Origin of the sequence: Calderihabitans maritimus (genome assembly GCF_002207765.1) — a bacterium.
GTDB classification, from domain to species: domain Bacteria; phylum Bacillota; class KKC1; order Calderihabitantales; family Calderihabitantaceae; genus Calderihabitans; species Calderihabitans maritimus.
This window is the reverse complement of sequence record NZ_BDGJ01000035.1, coordinates 1-22126: the sequence shown is the minus strand read 5'-3', so window position 1 is coordinate 22126 and position 22126 is coordinate 1. Positions and strand designations below refer to the sequence as shown.

Genomic DNA, 22126 nt, shown 5'->3' with positions numbered 1-22126 from the left:
ATTTCCTAGCCTATTATTCTACTATTCCACGACCCGGTGTTCGTGTACCGGATCCGGTGCTTGATCCGGCTTGCCGTTACCGTTAAACAGGTGGCCCGGCATGCCGTTCGCCTTGAGCGGCAGGTACTGGTCAAAGTCCGCCTTATCCACCAGCATATTTTCGTGACAGGAGTTGCACAGGGCCCGCACAGTCATCTTCAGTTGCACGCCTTCTTTCTTTTCGTCATTCCGGCTGTAGTCGTCAACGGAGCCGTGAGGGTCGTGGCAGGTAGCACACGAAACTACACCGCTGATATAATGCGGACTGGGACCGGTTCCCACGTCACCCTCCCAACTGTCTTCTTCATGGTTGTTGTTCCAATCAACGGACACGTTGTTCCAGAACTCGCCCTGGTGATGCCGTCCACCGTGGCAGCGCCCGCAGCCCACTTCACTGCTGTTGTCGCTCTGCTGCTGCATGGTGAAGTTGGCCGGGTTGAGGATGTTCTTGGCGCTCGGGGTCTGCACGTGCTTGCTGCCGTTGCCGTGGCAGTCCTCGCACTGGATACCCAGTTCCATTTCCCCGGTATCAATAGCCGCCTTGAACTCGGTCCAAGTGTAGTCACCGGCAAATTTATCCTTGGGTGTAATGTGACACTTAACGCAGCCGTACTGCTCCGCTTCCGTAAAGACTTCGCCAGCTTCAGCCAGGATATACAGCCGATCGTCGTCACCCCGCCCGATTACTCCGTCTTTGTTCCAGTTCAGGTTGAGAACCAGGTCGTCTTTGGTGATGGTAACACTTCCGCTACCACCGGCAACCGGATACTCCTTCTGGTCGTCGTTCCAACCGAGTTTAGTCACCCACTCGTCTCTCTCTTCCGCCGTAGTGAAGGTCAGCATGTTGGCATGGGCGGTTTCGTTGAAGCTGGCCACGATATCGGCATGACACCCGGCGCAGGCTTCCTTGCCCGCAAACTCGGCCCCTTCGGGACTAAACTGGCCGTCATCAATTCCCTTGACCCGGTCCACGTAAGGATCGGTGGTTACCTCGCCGCCGGTCACCGCCGCCGCGTAGCCCTGGTTGGCAACGGCCTTCTCATGGCAGGCTTCGCAGGTTCCCATGTTGGGCATCCGCTTCAGGGCGGAAGAACCGGCAATTTCATCCATTTCGTCGTCGGTCCACGTATTCTCGGCGCCAATGTATTCGGCATTGCCCAGAGTCCGGGTCCAATAGTCCTTCGAAGTACCGTGGGCCAAGTGGCAAGTCAGGCAGGTAATCTTGCCCTCTTCTAGTTTCAGAAACTCCTGATAGGTGTCGCCGTTGCCGATAAAGGCCGGTCCGCTCTCGTTGTAGTCGTATTCAACCCCGACTGCGTGCCGGTAGGCCTGGGAATAGGTACCGTTCATGGCATCCGAACCGGGGTGCAGCCCGTCCCTGGTCCATACCTTCTCCGTGTTGTAGTCGGTGTGACAGGCACCGCAGAAGGCGTTAATGCCGCTCTTGTGTTTCACAATTTCGTCGCTCTGCAGGTAATTGTCTATATCCATGGTTACCCGCAATGCCGGGTAGAAGGTGACCTCTACGGGGTCATTCGTGGGTTGGGCCAGGGTAATCTCCGTATAACCCTTGGAACTGTCGGCGGTAAACTCCACGGCCTGGCCGTTTACCTTGACTTCAATCTTATAGGGATATCCCCGCAGCATGTAGTAGGGCGTATCAGGAGACCAGAACATCTGGCTATCATCTGCCGGATAAACTACATAGGTACCCTCAGCAGTTTGAGTAGCAATTTCCGTCATCTTGTTGAGGGTGGCCCAGCCGTTGGGGTCGGGATTGAGAATCCGGGCGTTGCCTCCCTGGCCGTGCGGGTTGTGGCAGCTCTCGCAACCGAACTGGACGCCCCACTGCACCGGCTGGTTTTTGCTCGCCGGTTCTTCGGTACCCATCTGGTCCACATCGGCGTACACGGGAACGGTAGAACCTCCCGGGGCAGCGGCAATGTTCACAGCTCCGGTTACATTGTGGTTGGACAAGTCTTCATAGGTACCGTTAATCTCTCCCCCGAACATCCCGCCGAAGGTAGGGGTGCTGCTAGTACCGATCACCCCTTCCTGGACGTTGTAAGTAGTGGTTACCGTGCCGTCGTGACAGGCCATGCAGGTTTTATAAACGTTAGTCCATTGTAACAGGCCCGGCCCCACGGCGGTGTGGGTTGCGTGACAGGAAGCACAGGCGTCAGTATCTTTAGTATAGTTACTGTGGATCCGGTAATCTTCCGGTTTCCCTTCATTGGGTAGATAAATTTCGTAGGGGTAGTAGGTATACCCGTCTGCGTTGAACTTGCTGTCGCTTTGGAGACGGCTCAAATGGCCTTCGTCGTAAACCTGCTCCACCGTGGTGGGAAGGAAGTAAAATTCGTATCCTCCTACTACGCTTCCACTCTCATCCACGTTGTGCAACTTCGCCTGCTCCGCCCAGGCAGCGCCTGCGAAGAGACAGGTCAGCCCGAGCACTAAGAGCGTTACCAAGGCAATTTTTTTCACTTCTCTATTGTCCTCCTTTCTCTATATTCCCGCCCGGTGCGGCCTGTTGGGGCTTTGGTCGTCTTCCCTCCTTTCCGCCCCCTCGACCCTGCCAGGCAAGTTGTCATCTAATCAAAAAGTGTTGGCCGGCAATATTATTTCCATCTTTTTCCTTATCTAAAACAGGACAATATAAAAACGCTTGCAGGTTACTTCTCTAGTACCAGCGGTAACTTTCACACTAACTTTCACACTCTGATCTTTGTCCGTTACCCAATATATGGTTGTTTATCTAATTTTATGACTCCAAAAAAGCGGTCGAATCGGGTTAAAAACAAATAACGACCGGGAACACCGATCGCCTGCAAAAATTAGTTGTGCCTTTTTCACCCATAACCTATAATAAAGGCAGGGCCGGTCAATCCCAACAAGCTCGCTTCCTGTCACGCGACCCATTATTCGGGATCGACCGGCCCTTAAAAGGAATGGTAAAAGCGAATAAAATGCAAAAATCCCCCATTCTCGGGGGATCAGGTTTTAAACCCTCTCTCTACTCTGCAGCAGATTCATCCTGGGCTTCCGCCGAAGTTTCCTGCTCAACCTGTTCCGTCCGCTCTTCCTGACGCTCCGCTTTTTCCAGCACCTCCAGCGACTGGTGGTGCATTTCCTGCATGGCCTTAATCTGCCGTTCTATCTGCCCCTTCTGGTACTCGTTAAAACCGTCCAGAGGCTGCTCCAGCATGTAGTCCTCCAGCTCCAGGGCCATTTTAAGGAGCTCACGTGCCTGGTTCTCCTCCAGTTCATCCGACCTGACCATTTCCCATTTGCTGCCATTTTTCATCAATACGGATATACCCACTATCGCCGACTCTTCTTTAAACGTCTGCAGGCGGATATGCCCCACCAGGGCCAGGTCATCTTTAACCATAGCGGGGAAGACTTTAGCTAATTCCGCCCCTTCCATGCGGGTCTTGCGGGTTGTTTTACGCAAGAAATCAACATCAATTGCCTCCCGCGAAGCCGGCGTAAGCAACCGGTGGGCACCGTCATAAGCCTCCCGGCCCAGCAGCTCGTAAAAAGCAACGACCGTGCCTTCCGGCGTGGTCTGGTTCACCTGCAACCCCGTCTTCTCCTCCACCCAGACCGGGGAGTCGACGTTGGCGTTGGCATACATACCCCAGCCAAAGAAAATTAACAATAACTGCAGAAAGAAAATAGTGCCAATCAACTTATTCATAGCCTTCACCTCTTCGGATTGTTCTTAAATTCAGCTCCAACTTTTTTCCAACTATCGTCAATTTTGGTCGTCACTCTTCAGTAAATCCAACTGATTTTATAGGTCTCTCCTTCCCGTACCAGGTCAACAGTAATCCTTCCCCAGCCCTCGAGGGCCACCTTAATTTTGGTCTTGCCGTCAGCTTCTTTCTTTTTTAAAATTTTAATCTCCCCGCTGAGCCTACCAACCTCATATACGTCAGCCAAAAAGTCTTGATAGCGACTGCTCTCTCTAAATTCCTTGGTCAACAACCGGGCCGCCTCTTCCCCACCGTTTTCCGCCAGCACGCGGAAGAATTCCTCCAGCGCCTCCTCCGGCTGGGAGAACTTTTCATTCTGGACAGGGGTAGTACTGTCCGTTACTCTTTTCTTAAATAGCGACTGTAAGGGAGTCCCTTCCAGCAATGCGCAACCGGAGCTTAAAAAGACCAATAAACTAATAAGTATGCCTACGGCGAACTTCTTCATCCCCAACCTCCTCCGCCGACCTCTTAGTTTCAAAAAGCTAGGTTGAGACTTCTACCCGCTTACTACTATTAGTTCTACCTTCATGCCCGATCTCCTCTCATCTCTGCCGGAAAATACTAAGGGGCGTTCCTCGGTGGAACGCCCCTCTTCTCGACAATTGACTATTACTCAAGCGGTACGGCGAAGTCGTGTTTCCTGGACCCAATCAAATTGTCAACAGGCATGTACGTATCAAGGTCGAGTACCTTGTCGTGGCAGGAAGCGCACAGGTATTCTTCGCTGAGTTTCAACTGCAGGCCTTGTTCGTTCTTGCCATGGAGGTCGTGGCATCCGCTGCAGGCAACGATCTGGTTGGTGTATTTGGGACTGGGTCCGGTGGGATCTATCGGGCTTCCGTGATAGGTCGTTTGCTGCGCCCAGAACTCGCCCTGGTGTCCGTAACTGCTGTGGCACTTACCGCATCCGTACGCATTGCCGTCGATGGCGCTTGTCGCGTTGGTTACCTGCTCGTCATAGGACAAGTCGTATACCGGGCTGATCATGTTAGCCGCCATAGGCGCCTTGATGTGGTTGCCGCCCTGGCCGTGGCAGCTCTCGCAAGAAATACCCAGCTCGAACGGAACTTTGTCTCCGGCAGCCTTGGCGTTCAGCCAGCCAGTCAGGTCGCCGCTGCTGTAGCCGGTCACGTGACAGCCCGTCCAGCAAGTGTATTCACCGCTGCTGCTGCCAATGGTGCCATCGGGCTCCCAGGAGTATACGCGGTACCACTTGTCGTCGACCCCACGGTAGGCGATGTACTGCTTGTGGGTGTCCTTACCGAAGGACCAGATCTTGATGTTGTCCGGGTTAACTCCGGCCGCTACCCAGTCTGCCTTCAACAGGTCAGGCCATGATACATCCGGCCAGCCGAGTTTCTGCAACTCCGCCTTGGTATCAGCCCACATATCCTTGTAAACTTGCTCGACAGTGGAATCAAATTCAAAGTCAGCTGCTATAGCTTGGGTCAATCCGGGACGGGTCATGTTGGAATGCCAGGTGCTTTCCCAGCCCTCGACATAGTCCGCGTGGCAGGAAGCGCATGCCTCAGAACCAACGTAACCGCCGCCAGGTGCACTGGCGTCTGTTGTGGTTTGAGCAACCGTGTACTCACCTACCTGGCCGCTCAGTACCAGGTAACCTTCGTTGCCTTCACCCTTCTCGTGACAGGTCTCACAGGTGCCCATGTTGGGCTTCCGCTTCAGGGCGGAGGAACCGGCAATTTCTACCAGATTGGTAATGTCGCTCTCAGTGCCCGGTCCAACGGTGTCGTTCCAGTAATCCTGGCTGGTACCGTGGGCCACGTGGCAGGTCAGGCAGGTTACCCGGTAGTTCTCTTCAAAGTCTAGACCGGGTTCCTCACTGTGCCAATTGAAGCCCACCTGGTGACGGTAAGCTTCGGAATAGGTTCCGTTCAGCATGGAGCCGGAACCGTTGGGCTCCGTATCAGTCGTATCCTTGTACACGTTTTCCGTGTTGTAATCGGTATGACAGGCGCCGCAGAAGGTATTCAAACCAGAAATATGGGTTACGGTTTCCGTAGCCTGCAAGTAGTTGTTAATGTCCATCTTCACCTGGATGGCAGGAGTTCCGTAGACCCGGTCAGCAGTACCGTTATCGCTCAGATTTACACCGGTAATTACAGTGTAGCCGTTGCTGTTGTCTACCGTAGCTCCATAAGTCTTACTACCATTGTCATATACATTTACTCCGTAAGGATAGCCCTTGATCAGCAAAGCAGGTTCACCATTAAAGTACACTTTGTAGCTTGTCCCATCCTTAACAATACCCGTGGTGGTTGTATCGATGGTAATGATTCCTAATTCACCCAGGTAGGTAAATCCGCCGGCAGGCTTTCTCAAAGTAGCCACACCGTTCGGGTCCGGATGCAGGATCCGTGCGTTACCGCCCTGGCCGTGTGGGCTGTGGCAGCTCTCACAGCCGAACTCGGTTGCCCACTGGGTAATCGTCTTTCCGTATTCGGTAGTTCCGGTGACCGCAACGGTGCTCCCGCCGGGTGCAGCAGAAATATCCAGCCCGCCTCTTACGTTATGGTTGGAAAGATAGGGCTCGTTTCCGATACCGAACTTGCCACCAAGCGTACGGGCCGTGGTATTACCAATATAACCTTCTTCAACGTTATAGGTAGTGGTCACCGTACCGTCGTGGCAGGCCATACAGGTTTCATAAACCGTGTACCACTGCAGCAAGGATTCGCCTACCGCAGTGTGGGTTGCGTGACAGGAAGCACAGGCGTCGGTGTCCTTGGTATAGTTACTGTGGATGCGGTACTGGGCAGGATTCTGCTCGTTGGGCAGATAGATTTCATAAGGATAGTTTGTCTGCCCATCAGCGTTAAAGCTGCCGCTGGCCTTATAGGTATCGTTTACTACCGTGGTGTACTGGAACCGGTCGGTTGTAGCATCAAAGATATCCTTGCCATCAGGGTTGCTTATTTTTACTTGGGCGGCCATGGCAGTTGCGGCAAACATTCCTATGATGAACAGAGTCAATGCCAAAATAATACTGACCTTACGCAAGCCGTTTTTCCTCCCTTCTAAAGTTTTCAAAGAGCATGCCGCGCCGTCAGTAAACCAGGACACCTCCTTCCCCGGCAGACTGGCATGGAAAGGAAAGTAATATGGTAATGTGGCCTAGGGCCACTTTTACCCTAATTTGCTCAATGGGATCTTCCAACCGTTCGGCCTGCATAAATGCCGCCCGTGCCGAGATGTAACCGCCCAAATCTATGTATGAAGGTGACTACAATGATTTTTTTGAGAAAGATGTCACAAATTTTGCTCTTAAAAATATTTCTTCCCTGACTTACCGTTTTAACGTGTCTCCCGTAGCTCCTCCTGAGCTACCAGCTAACCAAGGTGGCTGCAATGGTTTTTTGAGAAGGATTTCACAAATTTGCGCTAAAAAATGTTTCTTCCCTTAGCTTGCCGTTCTAACGAGTCTCCCGTTACTCCTCCTGAGCTACTCCAGCTAACCAATGGTTGGGGCTTTTTGTTACGGTCTTTAGTCCCTTTTATCTAGGACGCTCGTCCCAATTTTCTGATTACTCTTTTCTACGTTTTGGCTAAAAATCCTGCTAATGGATAAAAATTTTTTCGATAAAAACTTTGTCTTCTTTTGCTAGTAAAAGTCGAAATGAAACAATAAAGGCCCTCTTTCGAGGACCTTTTTCCTTCCTTGCCAGTGATTTAAGTTTAATAACCCGCCTGTTTTTAGTTCGCAAACACGTTAACTCGCTGGTTTACCGTATCGGTTATATAAATCCGTCCCTGGTCGTCAATAAATATCCCGTTGGGCAGGTAAAACTGCCCTGCGTCGCTGCCCATACTGCCGAAGGTAAAGATTTTCTGCCCGCTCTTCATATCAAATCCAAAAACTTCATGGGTCAGGTTGTTGACCACATACACGGTATTTCGCCCGTCCACAGCCACACCGCGCGGGTTGACAAAAAGTCCGCCGCCGTCATCGTCCGTATCGTTCAAGACCATCAGGAAGTTGCCCAGTTTGTTGAATACCTGTACCCGGTCATTGCCGGTGTCGGAAACGAAAATTCGGTTTTCCGCTACCCAGACCGCGTTAGGCGACTGGAACTCTCCCTTGCCAGTACCCGTCTCGCCAAACTCTAGTAATTTTTTGCCGTCCTGGAGGGAGAAGACTTTAATCTTGTTCAACGCGTTGTCGGCCACATAAAGCCGGTTCCCCTCAATAAACAGGCCGGTAGGACTCTTGATCTCTATGCTGTTACCGAAGTAGTGGAGAAACTGACCGTCCGGACTGAAAACGGAGATGTTCCCGTTGTACATGTCCGCCACGTATATCTTCCCGCTGGCGTCCGCCGCTATCCCATAAGGGAAGCGGAACTGACCTTTGCCGGTACCGTATTTACCGAACATGAATAGGAAATTGCCGTTGTAATCAAATACCTGGACTCTCTGGTTCCCTGTATCGGTCACATAAATTCTCTTACCCCATACCGTCACGTCCATAGGCTTTACGAGCCCCTCTTTTTCTGAAGGCCCGTAAATGGAGAACAGGTAGCGAGGCTCTTTCACCGGTCCGAGGGCCAGGTCCGTATTACCCACCAGTTCCAGCGGATTGCGGTTAACCACGTATAGGTAGGAAAACATGATTCCCTGAAGCAGGAAAATCATTAAAATTATCCGCTTGATTTTCTTCCAATCAAAATCGAGAAAAGTGTTTCGCAGTTTAATTTTCCAACCAACCGCTTGGCTCAACATTTATCACCTTTCCTATTATTGATTTCGCCCCTGAAGACGCTGGAGCGCCTTCCGAGCTTCCTCGTACTTGGGATCAAATTGTAGCGCCGCCTGGTACTGGTAAATCGCCTCTTCTATGTTACCGAGTTTCTCATAAGCGTAACCGATATTATACACAATCTCCGCCTGTCCCCGGTTCAGCTCGTAAGCCTTCTTCAACTCTTCAATGGCCTTTTCATACTCGCCGATGTGATTATAGATGATCCCCTTGTTGAGATAGGGCGCGTAACTCCTGGGCTGGATGAGGATCGCTCGGTCGAAAGCATCCAGGGCCAGGTCCCATTTTTCTACCTGCATATAGGCCAGTCCCAGGTTAAAGTAAGCGGGGAAGTGCTGACTGTCCAGGTTAATGGCTTTCTGGTACTCGGCAACTGCTTTATTGTACTCCCCGTTCCGCAGGTACCACCAACCCAGATTTACCAGCTTATCGGGATTCTTCGGATCGGCTTTCACCTGTTCGAGAGCTATCTCCAATTGTCTCTCGGCAAAAGCCCGGCGATCCCAATTTTCCCAGAAGAAATTCTTTCCTATTAAAATACCGACGAAAAAAATCAGAACCGTGGAAGCCACAATTACTGTATAGGCGTACAGCGGATGCACCTTATCGGATTTAGGTTTTCCCCCGTGGCTTTGGTCAACGGCAGGGGTAACTTCGGCCATCCTTCTTCCTCCTCCTGTGGTTACTTTGTATCTTTTTTCACAACTAAAACTTCGGTAATTTTTTAGAAAATCCTGCCGCTTTCTAACAGTTTTTTGTTAACAAATTGTTAACAAAAAGCCTGACCTTTGTAGGTCAGGCAAGTAACAACCGATCGGTATGCAGTTGCTGTCCGCTTGCCTTTTCAAACATTTGCAGCAAATCGCTCACCGTTGTCCTTTCTCTTTCGGCCCCCATGAGGTCGAGGATAATTTTCCCTTCATGCATCATAATGGTACGGTTACCCACATTCAACGCCTGGTCCAGGTTATGGGTCACCATCAAAGTGGTTAACCCCTTTTCCTCTACTATCTCTTCCGTAAGAGCAAGTACTTTCCGAGCCGTCTTGGGGTCGAGAGCCGCCGTATGCTCATCCAGAAGTAGTAATTTAGGCTCCTTAAGGGTAGCCATCAACAAGGTCAAAGCCTGCCGCTGGCCTCCCGAAAGAAGGCCTACTTTCACGGTCAGCCTCTCCTCCAGCCCCAGACCCAGGGCTCGCAATTTTTCCCGGAAAATTTCCCTTTCGCGCCGGGTTATGGCCCTCCGCAACCTTCTTTTTTCTCCCCGTTTGAAGGCAATAGCCAGGTTCTCCTCAATGGTCATCTCTGCCGCCGTTCCCCGCAGGGGGTCCTGGAACACCCGGCCGATCATAGCGGCTCTTAAATGTTCCGGGTAGCGAGTTATATCGTTGCCCTCCAGTATTATGCTGCCTTTATCTACCGGGAAAACGCCGGCCACTGCGTTGAGCAGGGTGGACTTTCCGGCGCCGTTACTCCCGATAATGGTAACAAAATCTCCCGGTTGCAGAAAAAGATCAACCCCATCCAGCGCAACTTTTTCATTAATGCTGCCCGGATTGAATACCTTGACTATACCTTTTAATTCCAGCACTGTATCACCTACCAATGTTGTTCAGCCGCAGACGGGTCTTGAGAGCCGGCGAAGCCAGAGCAACGATTACCAGCAACGCGGTCATCAACTTCAAGTCCGTGGGCTTCAGCCCCATATACAACACTACGGCAATAACCAGACGGTATACCAAGGAACCGAAAACCACCCCTACCAGTACCCGCAAGATTGATGAAGTGCCGACAAGGACTTCTCCGATAATAACCGAAGCTAGTCCGGCGATAATTATCCCAATCCCCATGCCGATATCGGCAAATCTCTGGGCCTGAGCCGCGTAGGCCCCGGAAAAAGCCACCAGGGCGTTAGACAGGGCCAGACCCAGAATTTTCATGACTGAGACATTCACGCCCATACTTTTGATCATCTGTTCATTATCTCCTGTAGCCCGCAACGCAAAACCCAGTTCCGTGTGTAAAAAGAGATACAATAGAGCAATGATAACCCCTACCGTCATACTGCCGAGAATAGTTACCGTCAAAGACTCAGGTACTCCCCACTCCGTCAACCGGGTAAAAATAGTCTCCGCCCGTAACAAGGGAATATTGGAACGCCCCATAATCCGCAGGTTTATGGAGTACAATGCCGTCATGGTGAGTATCCCTGAAAGAAGGGGCGTAATTCTTATCCGGGTGTGGAGCAGGCCGGTAAATATACCGGCCAAAGCCCCGCCGCCAAGAGCCAAAAAGGTAGCCAACCAGGGGTTATATCCGTCAAAGATGAGTCGAGCAGCGATGGCAGCCCCCAACGGGAAGCTGCCATCCACCGACAGGTCGGCATAATCCAACACCCTGAAACTGAGATAGACTCCGAGTACCATTATACCGTAGACTAATCCTTGATCCAATGTTCCGACTACGAAATTGAGCCACATTTTTCTATCCAACCACCTCTAGGCCAGTATTATTCGAAAATTTTATCTGCTTTTTCAAGTAACCGTTGCGGAATTTCCACTCCCATGTTGGCCGCCGCTTTTTTGTTAATAATTAATTCATAATCCTTTTGAGCTTCTATGGGCATATCTTGAGGTTTCGCTCCATCTTCCAATATCCTTAAGGCCATTTCACCGGTCTGTCGTCCCAGTTTCCTGTAGTCAATACCTATGGTAGCCAGGCCACCCTGTCTTACACTGTCCCCTTCTCCTACAATTAAAGGAATATCGTTTTCTTCCGCTACCTGGACTACCGAGGCGAGAGCCGATACCACTGTGTTGTCAGTGGGAACATAAATGGCGTCTACTTTTCCTACCAGGGACTGGGCTACCTGCAGGACTTCGTTAGTGCTGGTAGCTGCTACTTCAACCAATTCCACTCCCAGTTCGGGAGCAACTTCCCGCGCAATGTTTACCTGGACTTCGGAGTTCTTCTCACTGGTATTGTAAATTATTCCTACCTTTTGCGCTTCGGGGACAAATTCTTTAACCAGAGCCAACTGTTCCTTGACCGGATTCATGTCCGTGGTGCCGGTTACGTTGGTATTGGGCTTTTCCAAAGTTTCTACTAACTCAGCCGCTACAGGATCGGTAACCGCGGTAATCAGGATGGGAATCTCATCGGTAGCGCTGGCTATGGCCTGGGCAGCAGGCGTAGCAATGGCTAACACCAGATCAACCTGATCGCCGACAAGCTTCTGAGCGATAGTGTTGGCCGTCGCTATGTCTCCTTGGGCATTATGGTATTCCACTACTAGATTCTTGCCTTCTTCGTAGCCATTCTCAGCCAGCACTTCCAGGAAACCTTCCCGCGCGGCATCCAGCGAAGGGTGTTCGGCTATTTGAATAATCCCCAGCTTAACCGGCGAAACTGAACCTGCTTCCTGGGAAGTATTATTCTTCTCCGCCGTCCCGCTACTGCCGCATCCTGCTACAAACACTACCAGACTCAACACCAGCAATACCCCAAGAATTTTTTTCATCTTTAGCAACCTCCCTTTCCAACCGGGCTCCGATGCCTGGGAATTAAAAAAATTAAACACTCCTGGCGGGAGTGTGTTTCTCAAAGCCTCAGGCATCCGGGCACCTCCTGCCATGCTATCCATCCTACCTTGGGAGCCCTTTTTGTTTCAAATTAATTCTAACTAAGGCCCAATCCAGTGTCAAGGGAAATCTGATAGCATGAGAGAATTTAAAACCTCCCTGAACGAACAATGGAAATAATCAGCCAGAAGCCCATCAGAACAGCTACCAGAAAACCTATTTCCGCCACCGGGACCCTGGCCAGGAAAGAACTGGCAGTCTTCTGAGCCAGCAAGGAAGAGCCGATAATAACGCTCCCGATCACTATGCTCAGACATATCCTGTTACTTACGGTGTTGAGGTGGTTCATAAAAGCCCTGAGGCCCTGGTGTTCCAAATTTACCGTCAGGTTGCCCTCTTCCAGCAGGTCCAACAGTTGCTCCAGCCGTTCCGGTAGTTCCGAAAGGAGACCGGAAAACTCCATTATCTGTTCCCATATCCGCCGGCCTATTTCCCGTGGCGACAGTCTTCGCCGCAGCAACTTCTTGCCGAAAGGCTCGGCAACTTCCATCAGGCTTAGTTGCGGATCCAGCCTCTGCACTAGTGCTTCCACCGTAAGTAGAGCTTTAGCCATGAGGGAAATTTCCGGTGGGATGCGGATGCGAAACTGCCGGGAAATTCGCAGCAGTTCACCAACGGCCTCCCCCAAGTTTATCTGGCTCATGGGAAGTTCGTAATATTTATTTTTCAGGCGAAAAACTTCCCTCCTCAGCGCCCGTATATCTACTCTTCCGTTAGTTATCCCTATGTGGAGAACCGCCCTTACAACTCCACCCACGTCCTGTCTCGCCATAGCCACAATCAGGTCGATAAATCTTTCCCGGAGCCATTCGTCAATGCGTCCCACCTGCCCGAAGTCCAGGAAAAGGATTTTTTCTCCCGGGAGCACTGCCACGTTGCCGGGATGAGGGTCGGCATGAAAAAAACCGTCTTCAAAAGTTTGTTTCAACACAGCACTTACTACCCGGCGGGCGACCGTTTTCAGATCGTAACCCTGGTGGCGGAGTGTGTCTAGGTTGGATATTTTAATACCTTCCACATATTCCATGACCAGGATTTTTTTACTGCTCAACTCCCAGTAAACCCGGGGGATCACCACGTCCGGATCATCGGCAAAGTTATGGGCAATACGTTCGGCATTACGCCCTTCTTGGGTAAAGTCCAGTTCGGCCCTGATGGAGCGGGCAAATTCTTCTACAATATCCATTACCTGATAAAACTTGCCCCAGGAAGTCCGTTGTTCCAGCCACCGGGCCACTTCAAACAGGATGTCCAGGTCGGTTTCGATTACCTGCGGTATTCCTGGACGCTGTACCTTCACCACCACTTTCTCCCCGCTTTCCAGGGAGGCCAGGTGGACTTGTCCAATCGATGCCGACGCCAGGGGTTCGGTCTCAAAAGAGGCGAATAATGTTTCCAAAGGTTTGCCCAGTTCTTCCTCGATTACTTTCACCACCCGGGAATGCTCAACAGGAGGCACCTTGTCTTGCAACCTGGCCAGCGCCCTAGTATAAGATTCGGGAAGGAGATCGGCTCTAGTACTCAGGATTTGCCCCAGTTTGATAAACGTTGGTCCCAGTTCCTCTAAAACCAGAACCATTCTTTCCGGCGCGCTTAGTTTGGCCGTTTCTTCCCTCTCCTTCATATTCTTCCATTGTGCCCGGGGTAGAAACTCTACCAGGCCGGTCTGGTCCAGGAGATAGCTGAAACCGTGTTTGGCCAAAACGTTGGCTACTTCCCGGAACCGGTTGAAATGACGGTACCTCCGCCGCAGTTGCATGCATCCAACCTCCTAAGCCTGAAATAACAAATAACCTGTGGTAATACTACCCACAGGCCTCCGATAGATCATCCGTCATGCTTCTGAAGCCTTTCTTCCAGCGCTTTTACCCTCGCTTCCAGCTCTTCTAGTTCTTTTCGGGTAACCAGACCTAATTCATCCCGCACCTTCTGTACCTCACTCTGAACCGTTCCTCTTAGCTGCTCTCTTTCCTCGCGGCCCCGCTCTACCAGTTGCTCCACGAACTGTTTGGCCTCATCTGTGCTAACCTGTCCTTTTTTCACCAAATCTTCTACCAGCTGCTCCGCTTTCTCCCTAGTCAGTGACATGGCACCCAATCCTAGTAAAAACCCTTTTCGCAACCATTCCAGCATGCCGTCTCCCCCTTTCACGAGTTATTTTTTTACCGGATTCTGAAAATAACCTTCCCTTTACTCTTGACTTTCATTCCTTTTCTCTTTTCATAATAAAGCTACTGGAAACTATTGTCAACTGCTAGAACCCCAAGGTTCGGGGGTATCAGTAAAAGTTTGAACTGTAGATTCTTCCGAAACCGCGGCCTCCTCCTGGAAGTCAAGCAGGCCCTTATTATAAGCTCTGATAATATCGCTCCGGGTAATAATTCCCACCAGGTGTTCCGGGTCATCCTGTTTCACTACCGGTAAACGGCCGACACCACGCACGGCAAATTTCTTTAATGCCTCTCCCAAGTTTTCTTCCGGATAGGTCACAATCAAATTGGTGGACATTATCTTGCTGACCGGTTCGTCATTTATCCCTTTATCCATGGCCCGGCGAATATCAAAAACGGTTACCATGCCTACCAGCTGGTTCCCGTCCAGAACCGGGAACCCGGTATGCCTGCTCTTACGCATTAAATCCGCCAACTCAGATACCGTAATATTGGCGGGAACCGTTTCTACTTCCCTGTGCATGACCTCGCCAACAGTAATAGTTTCTAAAACCGTTCTCGCGCGCCCGTGTCTGAATTTGATTCCCCGGCGGAGAAGCTTGAGCGTGTAAATGCTTTCCGGGTGCAGTTGACTGGCAATAACATAACTAATAACGCAGGCAATCATGAGGGGCAAAATAATCCGGTAGTCGTTGGTCATCTCGAAGATCATAATAATAGAAGTGATAGGTGCCTGGGCTGCCCCGGCAAAAACAGCTCCCATTCCTACCAGGGCATACGCTCCGGAAACGGCAGTAAACCCGGGAAACAAGCCATGCACAATGGTACCCAACGCCCCGCCCAACATGGCTCCCATAAAGAGAGACGGTGCGAACACGCCGCCCGAGCCGCCGGAACCGAGTGTTAAGGTAACCGCCAGCAGTTTAATAAACACCAGAAGCACAAGAAGCAGGAGAGACAATCTACCCGTAAGTGCCGCCTCAATGCTCTCGTAACCGGGACCGAAAACCTGCGGGAAGGCGAGGCCTATTATCCCCACCAGTAACCCTCCCACAGCCGGTTTAACATATTCCGGTATTCCGCGCCACTCGTCAAATAAATCCTCTATTTTGTAGGTGGCCTTGATTTCTAAGACGGCAAATAACCCTGCCAGTATACCCAGCAAAACATAAAATATCAGTTCATGCGGACTGGCCAGGGATAAGCCGGCTACCGGAAAAACGGGATTATTGCCCCAGTAGACTGCCCGGGCCACTACCGAGGCAGTAACGGCTGAGATGACCACAATACTGAAGAAGGATGCCGAAAATTCGCCGCTAATAACCTCCAAGGCAAAAAAGACCCCGGCAATAGGTGCATTGAAGACGGTCGCTATTCCCGCCGCAGCACCGCAGCTCACCAGGCTCTTTAACCTTTCTTCCGAAAGATGAAAAAATTGACCCAAAGTAGACCCGATCCCGGCTCCAATCTGCACGATGGGGCCTTCACTTCCTGCCGATCCACCGGAACCGATGGTAAAAGCCGAGGCCAGCGATTTGATGAGGACCACCCGGGGCCGAATTCGTCCTCCCCGGATAGCCATGGCAGTCATGACTTCCGGCACCCCGTGGCCTTTGGCCTCTCTGGCAAAAAAATAGATTAAGGGACCAACAATCATTCCGCCGATCGCCGGCAATATGACGACATAATATTTACCGAGAAAAGCTAAAATATTTTTCCCTTTCTCGAAAAACAATAAGTTCACCAAATCAATGGATGCTCTAAAAGCGAGGCCTAAAAGGGCGGCACCAAAACCAACAAGTATGGCGAGTAAAATAAGGAAGGTATTTTCGGATAGAACTGGTCGATTAGACAGCTTCTTAGCAGTGTAACGGTTCATTCACCATCGCCTACCCCTTTCTTTTCTTAAAATTTCGATTTCATTCTTCTTTTTATTATACCATAATTTTACCTTTATGGGGCGGACTCCACCGAAAACTCTACCGGCTTGCCTGTATTGACGGTGGCCACATTTTCGGTTATAATATAGTCTGTCATGACGACGGGGCGTGGCGCAGTTTGGCTAGCGCGCATGGTTTGGGACCATGAGGCCGTGGGTTCAAATCCCTCCGCCCCGACCAGCACAAAACAGAAAAGTACCAAAACGGAGCTGTGGTGCAGCTGGAGTGCATGCCGGCCTGTCAAGCCGGAGGTCGCGGGTTCAAGTCCCGTCAGCTCCGCCATGCCGACGTAGCTCAATGGTAGAGCAGCTGACTTGTAATCAGCAGGTTAGGGGTTCAAGTCCCCTCGTCGGCTCCAGGAATTTCAAGGGTTTTACCGTTTCCTATATACTACTAAACGTCGTTTTACTACTTATTTACTACAATAAGTATGAAGCCGGGGAATTAACCCCGGCCTTATTCTCTTATCTACCCTCTGCTTCAGAGGGATTTCTTTTTGTTATGTCGTTTAGTTTTGCTGCTGCAAATAAAAATATATTATTATGTACTTTTTTATGTTGCGGCACCTTTAGTGAAAGGCAGATTTAAAACGGAAGTACCTAAGAGGCACTACAATTTCATTTATATTATTGTTCTGCAAAATAATCCCTATAATTGGCTACTCTTATGGTAAACTTTGGGGTAAAACTAAAGTTTCCATTGTAGCACTTATAACCATTTCCCTCGTAAGCTCCGAAATATCAGTTGTAGCATCCTTGGGTATAAGATATGTTTCCTGTCCGTACCCTTCTCCAAACCTACATAATGCTATCCCATTCCAACCGTCTTTTATTAACTCCTGAATACATGCTAAACTTATTAACCTAAATTCAGATAAATCGTTTCTTACAAATGCTAACCAAATACTTACCTTATCAATTTTGGTTCTTTCAGCAAAGTGTTGAATATTTTGGTAGACTGGTTCAACATCTAAATAGTAACTAGTGCATCCGTATTTTGGCACAATTGAGCCATTCTTTGTTGTTCCACCCTTGACCGTCTTTTTAAACTCCACCGCTTTCAGCTTAATTTCCACATAACTATATCTGTTATTACCCAAATTTATTTCAAGACTATAATCAGGACATCCTCTAACCCAATTGTTTTCATCTGGGGGGTACTGTTCAAACCATTTTTCGTCGAATCTGTAATATTTTATACACTCCTCGTCAATCTGAAGAATATTTGAAAGCCTTCGTGCGAGCTCCTTTATAGCAGGTTCTTCGCCTTTCTCAGCCATTCTCCATCTATCTTCTCTTTCTGCTATGTAATCATGTTTGTGTTGTATCTCTATTTCGTTACTCCCTCTCATCCATCTCATTTTAGTCCTCATCGCCATCGGTTTGACCCGCACCTCTTCTTAAGTGGTCATCATACATTTTAATAAAAGTAGTTTGTTCTTCAGATAAGCCATATAATTTGCAAATAAAATCATCAATTTCTAATATTATACTTTTACACTGCCCAGTATTAAACTCACCATTAGTCCCTTTTTCGGGACAAAAGGAATCTAGCAAACAGTTATTTATTTTATCCGATAATTGGGCAATTTCTTGTTCTTTGTTTTGAAAAATAGATTCTTTCGGTAGAGGAAAAGCCTTAACCAAATCCATGAAAACGTCTCGGTTATTACCATAAACAGACCAATAAAAATAAAATAGTGAAGAATTAAGAACCAATAAGACAAAGTTCCTTATCAAGTCGTTCTCAAACCGTAATTTCTTAATTTTGGTATTTTTATAAGGGAATTCTTTTAAGGCATTAATCCAATATCTTGCGGAAGTTCTAATTTCTAAATAAGATGAGCCTCTCTTTTTTTCGAGGTTTGCTATGACATTAGAAGTCATAGAAATACTCTTTAATTTTAGCAATATCTCTCTTGCTTGTTCATCTCCGATCTTCGGTAATCTATAACCTTCGTTATTTTGTCTGATTCCAATTCCTGAACCTAATAATAAACCTTCAGTAGATGCATATTTGATATTCTCAAAGAGAGTTTCCCGCATTTCTTTAGTAAATCGTATATTTCTCGCTGTGTAAATTGGTCCACCCTTATTATCCACTTTACCTAAAACAATACAAACTCTCTCATCCACTGAATCAAATATTTTAGCTGGCCTTATTCCAAAAAATGCTAATTTAAATTTTCCTCTTTTAGTCATTATATCTCTAACATTACTCATTGAATCATTTACAACCAAGGAACCAGCAATAACATTACCTACATAACCCTCACATTTTGTCAATTCTATTTCTCTATCTAAAAAGTAACCGCAAATATCTTGACATCCATCCGATTCCCTGAATGATAATAAAAACTTCTCTTTACTTGACAAAACATCGGTACCATAAGGGGGATTTCCTATTACTACATCGAAACCTTTCTTCTCCTGGTTCATGTAGGCTGCTGGGAATTCCAGAATCCAATGAAATACTTTAATATGTTTTAAGTCTGCAGGAATAAAGTATCGTTCTATTACTATCTCATCTGCTTCCTTACATGGAACCAAAATTTGGTTTATAATGCTCTTTTTATACTTATATATACTTGTTTCAAGTTTAATATTGGCTGATCTATTATAAACCGTATAACCAAGCTGTCTTAACTTATATTTTAGGTCATCGCTTATCGTATTGGTAAAACTCAATTTAAGATTAATAAAGTTCAAAGTATTTTTACACTGTTCTAAAATCGTTATAATTTCTTCTGTTGAGTAAACTTTTTCGGTATATAACTTAGAGTTAAGGTTATTGTTAAGATAGATGTTATACCACTCATTAAACCTCTTTTGCATCCTAGAATGTAATTCATTTATTTTCTCTTTTTGTTTATCCGCATCTTTATGTTCCCTTTTATATTGCTCAATTAGTTCTTTATACTCCTGTAAATCTGTTTTTAGGTTCTCCGTAAAAGATAATTTTTGATCTTTTATATAAAGTTCATCTTGTGCAAAACCAAATAATGAATTACCAACCCGAATGTTAAAATCAATGTTTGGTAATGGTTCAGGTTTTTTTTCTGGTTTTTGTGCAGCTACCAGCCATAACCATAACCTCAACTTACATATTTCGACCGCACCTTCCATTATGTCTACACCAAAAAGATTATTTATTATAATATCCTTTCTTAATTGGTAATCGCTCATTTTACATCCACATTTTTTCCGCCAATCAGCAATAAGTTCAGCAGCAGTCATTAAAAAATGGCCCGATCCCACTGAAGGATCTACAATTTTGATATTTGCCAAGACGTTTTCAAACTCGTGTAATTTCTTAGTGTCATCTTTATAGGTAGCATAAAAGTCCTCGAAATTTTTACTATCTAATCCTAATCTTTCTTTTACATAAGGGAATATAGTATTCTCACATATATAACTGGTTACATCTTCTGGGGTATAAAACGCCCCAATTTTTTTATTACCTTTCTTAAGCTCACCTTTTTGTGTAACTTTTAATTGTTCTATCTTAACATCTTTCAATTCACTTACACTAATAACAAATTTTTCGTAAATATGACCTAATACATCTGGAGTTAAATTCCCAATAGCATCCTCTTTTTCTGATGTACTATATTCCTCAATAATCCAATTATAATTGTTTAACTCCCTAATTAGTTTACTCCAATCAAAACCTTCAATTGTCAAGGCTGATTCTTTTATTTCACCGTTCTTACCCTTTATCTTTTTTTCTCTAAATAATCCCCCGTTCAAATAAGGAATATATAAGGAAAAACCATCCGTTCCCTCGATGGGCATATCATTCTTTTTTATACCGCTAAGATATTCAAAAAATATTCTGTTCAATGTAGTATAAAAATCTTGTGAAACATTAACCAGAAATTCAAATAGCTTTCTAGCATCAATATTGGCCTTATTCCCTTTGTTATCTATACCATAAATAATTCCTTTCTCAGCCAAAAAATAAGTGAAGATCAAACGGTCAATTAACCGCTGAGCACACATTACTTTTTCGTTGTCATTAATCTCATCCTGAATGCAACTAGCAAGTTCTATTCGTAAATCCCATAATCTTTTATAAAAGTAGTCAATTACTTCTTTCACTTCGAAAAGAACATTTGGATTGCTTGATGAAAAATCTTCAAGTTTTTTAATTTTTCCCTTAATCCACTCATGTCCCAAACTATGATCTAGATTAAATATAAAGCGTTTATTTTCACCAAAAGTTCTAAAACAGCAAACCCTATTTTCTTCCCAGAACCAATAATAATCAAAATTTCTTCGTTTTTTTAAACCTTTAACAATATTAGTTATGTCTTCCTTATTGAAATTATCAAAGTATGCTATCTTTTTTATTGGATCAAATACATATCGAACACTCTTTCCAACCTCATATTCTTCTTCTATTTCGTATTTTTCCTTGAAAAAACCTTTGCTCTCTAAAAATCTTATATCATACTTTGACATTAACCTCTTCCCCCACTGACATACTTAATAAAAGCCTGTAACTTCAAATCATCATCAGGGCTTTTAGACGCAAAAGATTCAAGCTCTTTCCAGTAGTCTTGTTCTTTAATCCCATCAATAATTTTAAGCACATCTAGTTGGCTGGTAGAATTTTCCTAAAGTTCATCAAACCATTTTCTGAAAAGTGTTCTTGTTTGACTGGTAGTCTGCACAGGAACACACAGCTCAATATTACTGGTAAGGCCTCCCCTTGTAAAATTAGCTGAACCTGTCCAAATATCGTCTGGTACTGATGATCTAAGATAGAAATTATACATTTTGACATGAAATTTCCTATCTAAATAAACCCTGAATTCTATAAGTTCTTTTTCTATCATTTCTTTTAACAACTGCACACAATCATCTGGATACCTGCTGATATTATCTTTTACTATCGAGGTCAAGACTTCTTTTGTGAAACCTGTAGTTTCTGGTCCCATTACAATTCTTATAGGTGACTTGGTGTTCCATGTTTTTTCATTAATATTTTGCAGCAGCCCCTCTGTTAGCATTTCTTTAAATATGTCAAATGACTCTTCAAAGCCAGAAAAAAACAAGTACCCAGTTCCTATATCCAATCTAAACTGAAAATCCTGATCTTTTTTTATCCTTTTTGCCTCATTCACATAATACTGTAAAATATCCTTAACAGCGCCTTCTTCTTGCACAATACCAGCTTTATTATCAATTATTACATTAAATGGATTAACGGTCATAAAGTACACCCTTCATTAAGTGTTATAAGTCATTAGGGATGTTTTCCAGAATTTCGTTGCAATCTTTATTCGACATCTCTTGCTGCTAATTCCTGCCAAAAAACATTATTTACTACCCTGGTTAATTATAGCCCCCGCCCAGTTATAAGAGAGATACGATAAGGCCATCTCTCTCTTTATTAATTATTATTAAAATAAAATCCTATTAGTGGCTTATAGTTTTTATCGTATGTTCGGTAGAGTATGGTCATCTTCTTGCATTACAAATATGTTATCCTCTAATATATAAAGCCATTACTTTCCAGATTATAATTACCTTTTTCGACAAAACGTTGGTTGTTTCCTGCTATAATTTGCTAAGCATTGTAAGCCAAAACAATGTGGTAACTAAAAGTTGATGTAGAAATATAAAATCTGCATCAACTTGCATCAAATTTGCATCAAGGAATTTTGTCAAGGCCGGTTTAAAATTTCCCAAATTGCCGGTTGAAAAATTCCGGTTTTGGCCGAAAAAAGTCCAACCACTCTGGACTATCAAACCGACGCCGACCGCCTGTGGCAGGCGGCAATAAAGACG

General features: G+C 46.6%; 16 protein-coding genes and 3 tRNA genes. 3 read left to right on the top strand and 16 right to left on the bottom strand.

Features of this window, described 5'->3' with window-relative positions; genetic code table 11:
- Window positions 1–21: 21 nt before the first annotated feature.
- The 12 genes from KKC1_RS04455 to KKC1_RS04400 form a co-directional block, all read right to left on the bottom strand.
- Window positions 22–2526 carry a cytochrome c3 family protein gene (locus KKC1_RS04455; RefSeq protein ID WP_088553303.1) on the bottom strand — a complete coding sequence of 835 codons (2505 nt, stop codon included), beginning with the start codon at window positions 2524–2526 and terminating at the stop codon, window positions 22–24.
- A 529-nt stretch (window positions 2527–3055) separates the two neighbouring features.
- Window positions 3056–3742, bottom strand: coding sequence for a hypothetical protein (locus tag KKC1_RS04450; RefSeq protein ID WP_088553302.1), 687 nt, complete (start codon window positions 3740–3742; stop codon window positions 3056–3058).
- A gap of 77 nt (window positions 3743–3819) precedes the next feature.
- Window positions 3820–4248 carry a nuclear transport factor 2 family protein gene (locus KKC1_RS04445; protein ID WP_088553301.1) on the bottom strand — a complete coding sequence of 143 codons (429 nt, stop codon included), beginning with the start codon at window positions 4246–4248 and terminating at the stop codon, window positions 3820–3822.
- Window positions 4249–4412: 164 nt separating this feature from the next.
- Window positions 4413–6824 (bottom strand): cytochrome c3 family protein, encoded by a 2412-nt coding sequence (locus tag KKC1_RS04440; RefSeq protein WP_143288670.1) that lies wholly within the window; start codon window positions 6822–6824, stop codon window positions 4413–4415.
- Window positions 6825–7517: 693 nt separating this feature from the next.
- Window positions 7518–8540 carry a 6-bladed beta-propeller gene (locus tag KKC1_RS04435; protein WP_192868072.1) on the bottom strand — a complete coding sequence of 341 codons (1023 nt, stop codon included), beginning with the start codon at window positions 8538–8540 and terminating at the stop codon, window positions 7518–7520.
- 18 nt (window positions 8541–8558) lie between these two features.
- Window positions 8559–9242, bottom strand: a complete 684-nt coding sequence (locus KKC1_RS04430; protein ID WP_088553298.1) for a tetratricopeptide repeat protein — start codon at window positions 9240–9242, stop codon at window positions 8559–8561.
- Window positions 9243–9375: 133 nt separating this feature from the next.
- Window positions 9376–10170 (bottom strand): ABC transporter ATP-binding protein, encoded by a 795-nt coding sequence (locus KKC1_RS04425; RefSeq protein WP_088553297.1) that lies wholly within the window; start codon window positions 10168–10170, stop codon window positions 9376–9378.
- Window positions 10171–10174: 4 nt separating this feature from the next.
- A complete protein-coding gene (locus tag KKC1_RS04420) occupies window positions 10175–11059 on the bottom strand; it encodes an ABC transporter permease (protein WP_088553296.1) in 885 nt (294 codons plus the stop codon).
- Between the two features lie 29 nt (window positions 11060–11088).
- Window positions 11089–12099, bottom strand: a complete 1011-nt coding sequence (locus KKC1_RS04415; protein ID WP_088553342.1) for an ABC transporter substrate-binding protein — start codon at window positions 12097–12099, stop codon at window positions 11089–11091.
- 209 nt (window positions 12100–12308) lie between these two features.
- Window positions 12309–13979 carry an ABC1 kinase family protein gene (locus KKC1_RS04410; RefSeq protein ID WP_088553295.1) on the bottom strand — a complete coding sequence of 557 codons (1671 nt, stop codon included), beginning with the start codon at window positions 13977–13979 and terminating at the stop codon, window positions 12309–12311.
- A 68-nt stretch (window positions 13980–14047) separates the two neighbouring features.
- Window positions 14048–14353, bottom strand: a complete 306-nt coding sequence (locus KKC1_RS04405) for a phasin family protein (RefSeq protein ID WP_088553294.1) — start codon at window positions 14351–14353, stop codon at window positions 14048–14050.
- 114 nt (window positions 14354–14467) lie between these two features.
- Window positions 14468–16270, bottom strand: coding sequence for a chloride channel protein (locus KKC1_RS04400; RefSeq protein ID WP_088553293.1), 1803 nt, complete (start codon window positions 16268–16270; stop codon window positions 14468–14470).
- 163 nt (window positions 16271–16433) lie between these two features.
- Between KKC1_RS04400 and KKC1_RS04395 the strand changes: the two genes are divergently transcribed.
- The 3 genes from KKC1_RS04395 to KKC1_RS04385 all read left to right on the top strand — a co-directional run bounded on the left by KKC1_RS04395 (window position 16434) and on the right by KKC1_RS04385 (window position 16689).
- A tRNA-Pro gene (locus KKC1_RS04395) sits at window positions 16434–16511 on the top strand.
- A gap of 25 nt (window positions 16512–16536) precedes the next feature.
- Window positions 16537–16613 (top strand) — tRNA-Asp (locus KKC1_RS04390).
- A 1-nt stretch (window position 16614) separates the two neighbouring features.
- Window positions 16615–16689, top strand: a tRNA-Thr gene (locus tag KKC1_RS04385).
- A 306-nt stretch (window positions 16690–16995) separates the two neighbouring features.
- Here the strand turns inward: KKC1_RS04385 and KKC1_RS04380 are convergent.
- The 4 genes from KKC1_RS04380 to KKC1_RS16710 all read right to left on the bottom strand — a co-directional run.
- Window positions 16996–17691, bottom strand: coding sequence for a hypothetical protein (locus tag KKC1_RS04380; protein ID WP_088553292.1), 696 nt, complete (start codon window positions 17689–17691; stop codon window positions 16996–16998).
- A gap of 1 nt (window position 17692) precedes the next feature.
- On the bottom strand, window positions 17693–20794 hold the full coding sequence (locus KKC1_RS04375; RefSeq protein ID WP_088553291.1) for an Eco57I restriction-modification methylase domain-containing protein: 3102 nt from the start codon (window positions 20792–20794) through the stop codon (window positions 17693–17695).
- Window positions 20795–20949: 155 nt separating this feature from the next.
- Window positions 20950–21549: a phospholipase D-like domain-containing protein gene (locus tag KKC1_RS04370; RefSeq protein WP_088553290.1), complete on the bottom strand. Its 600-nt coding sequence runs from the start codon at window positions 21547–21549 to the stop codon at window positions 20950–20952.
- A 346-nt stretch (window positions 21550–21895) separates the two neighbouring features.
- The coding region (locus tag KKC1_RS16710; RefSeq protein WP_238134200.1) for a hypothetical protein at window positions 21896–22126 on the bottom strand (231 nt) is incomplete at its 5' end.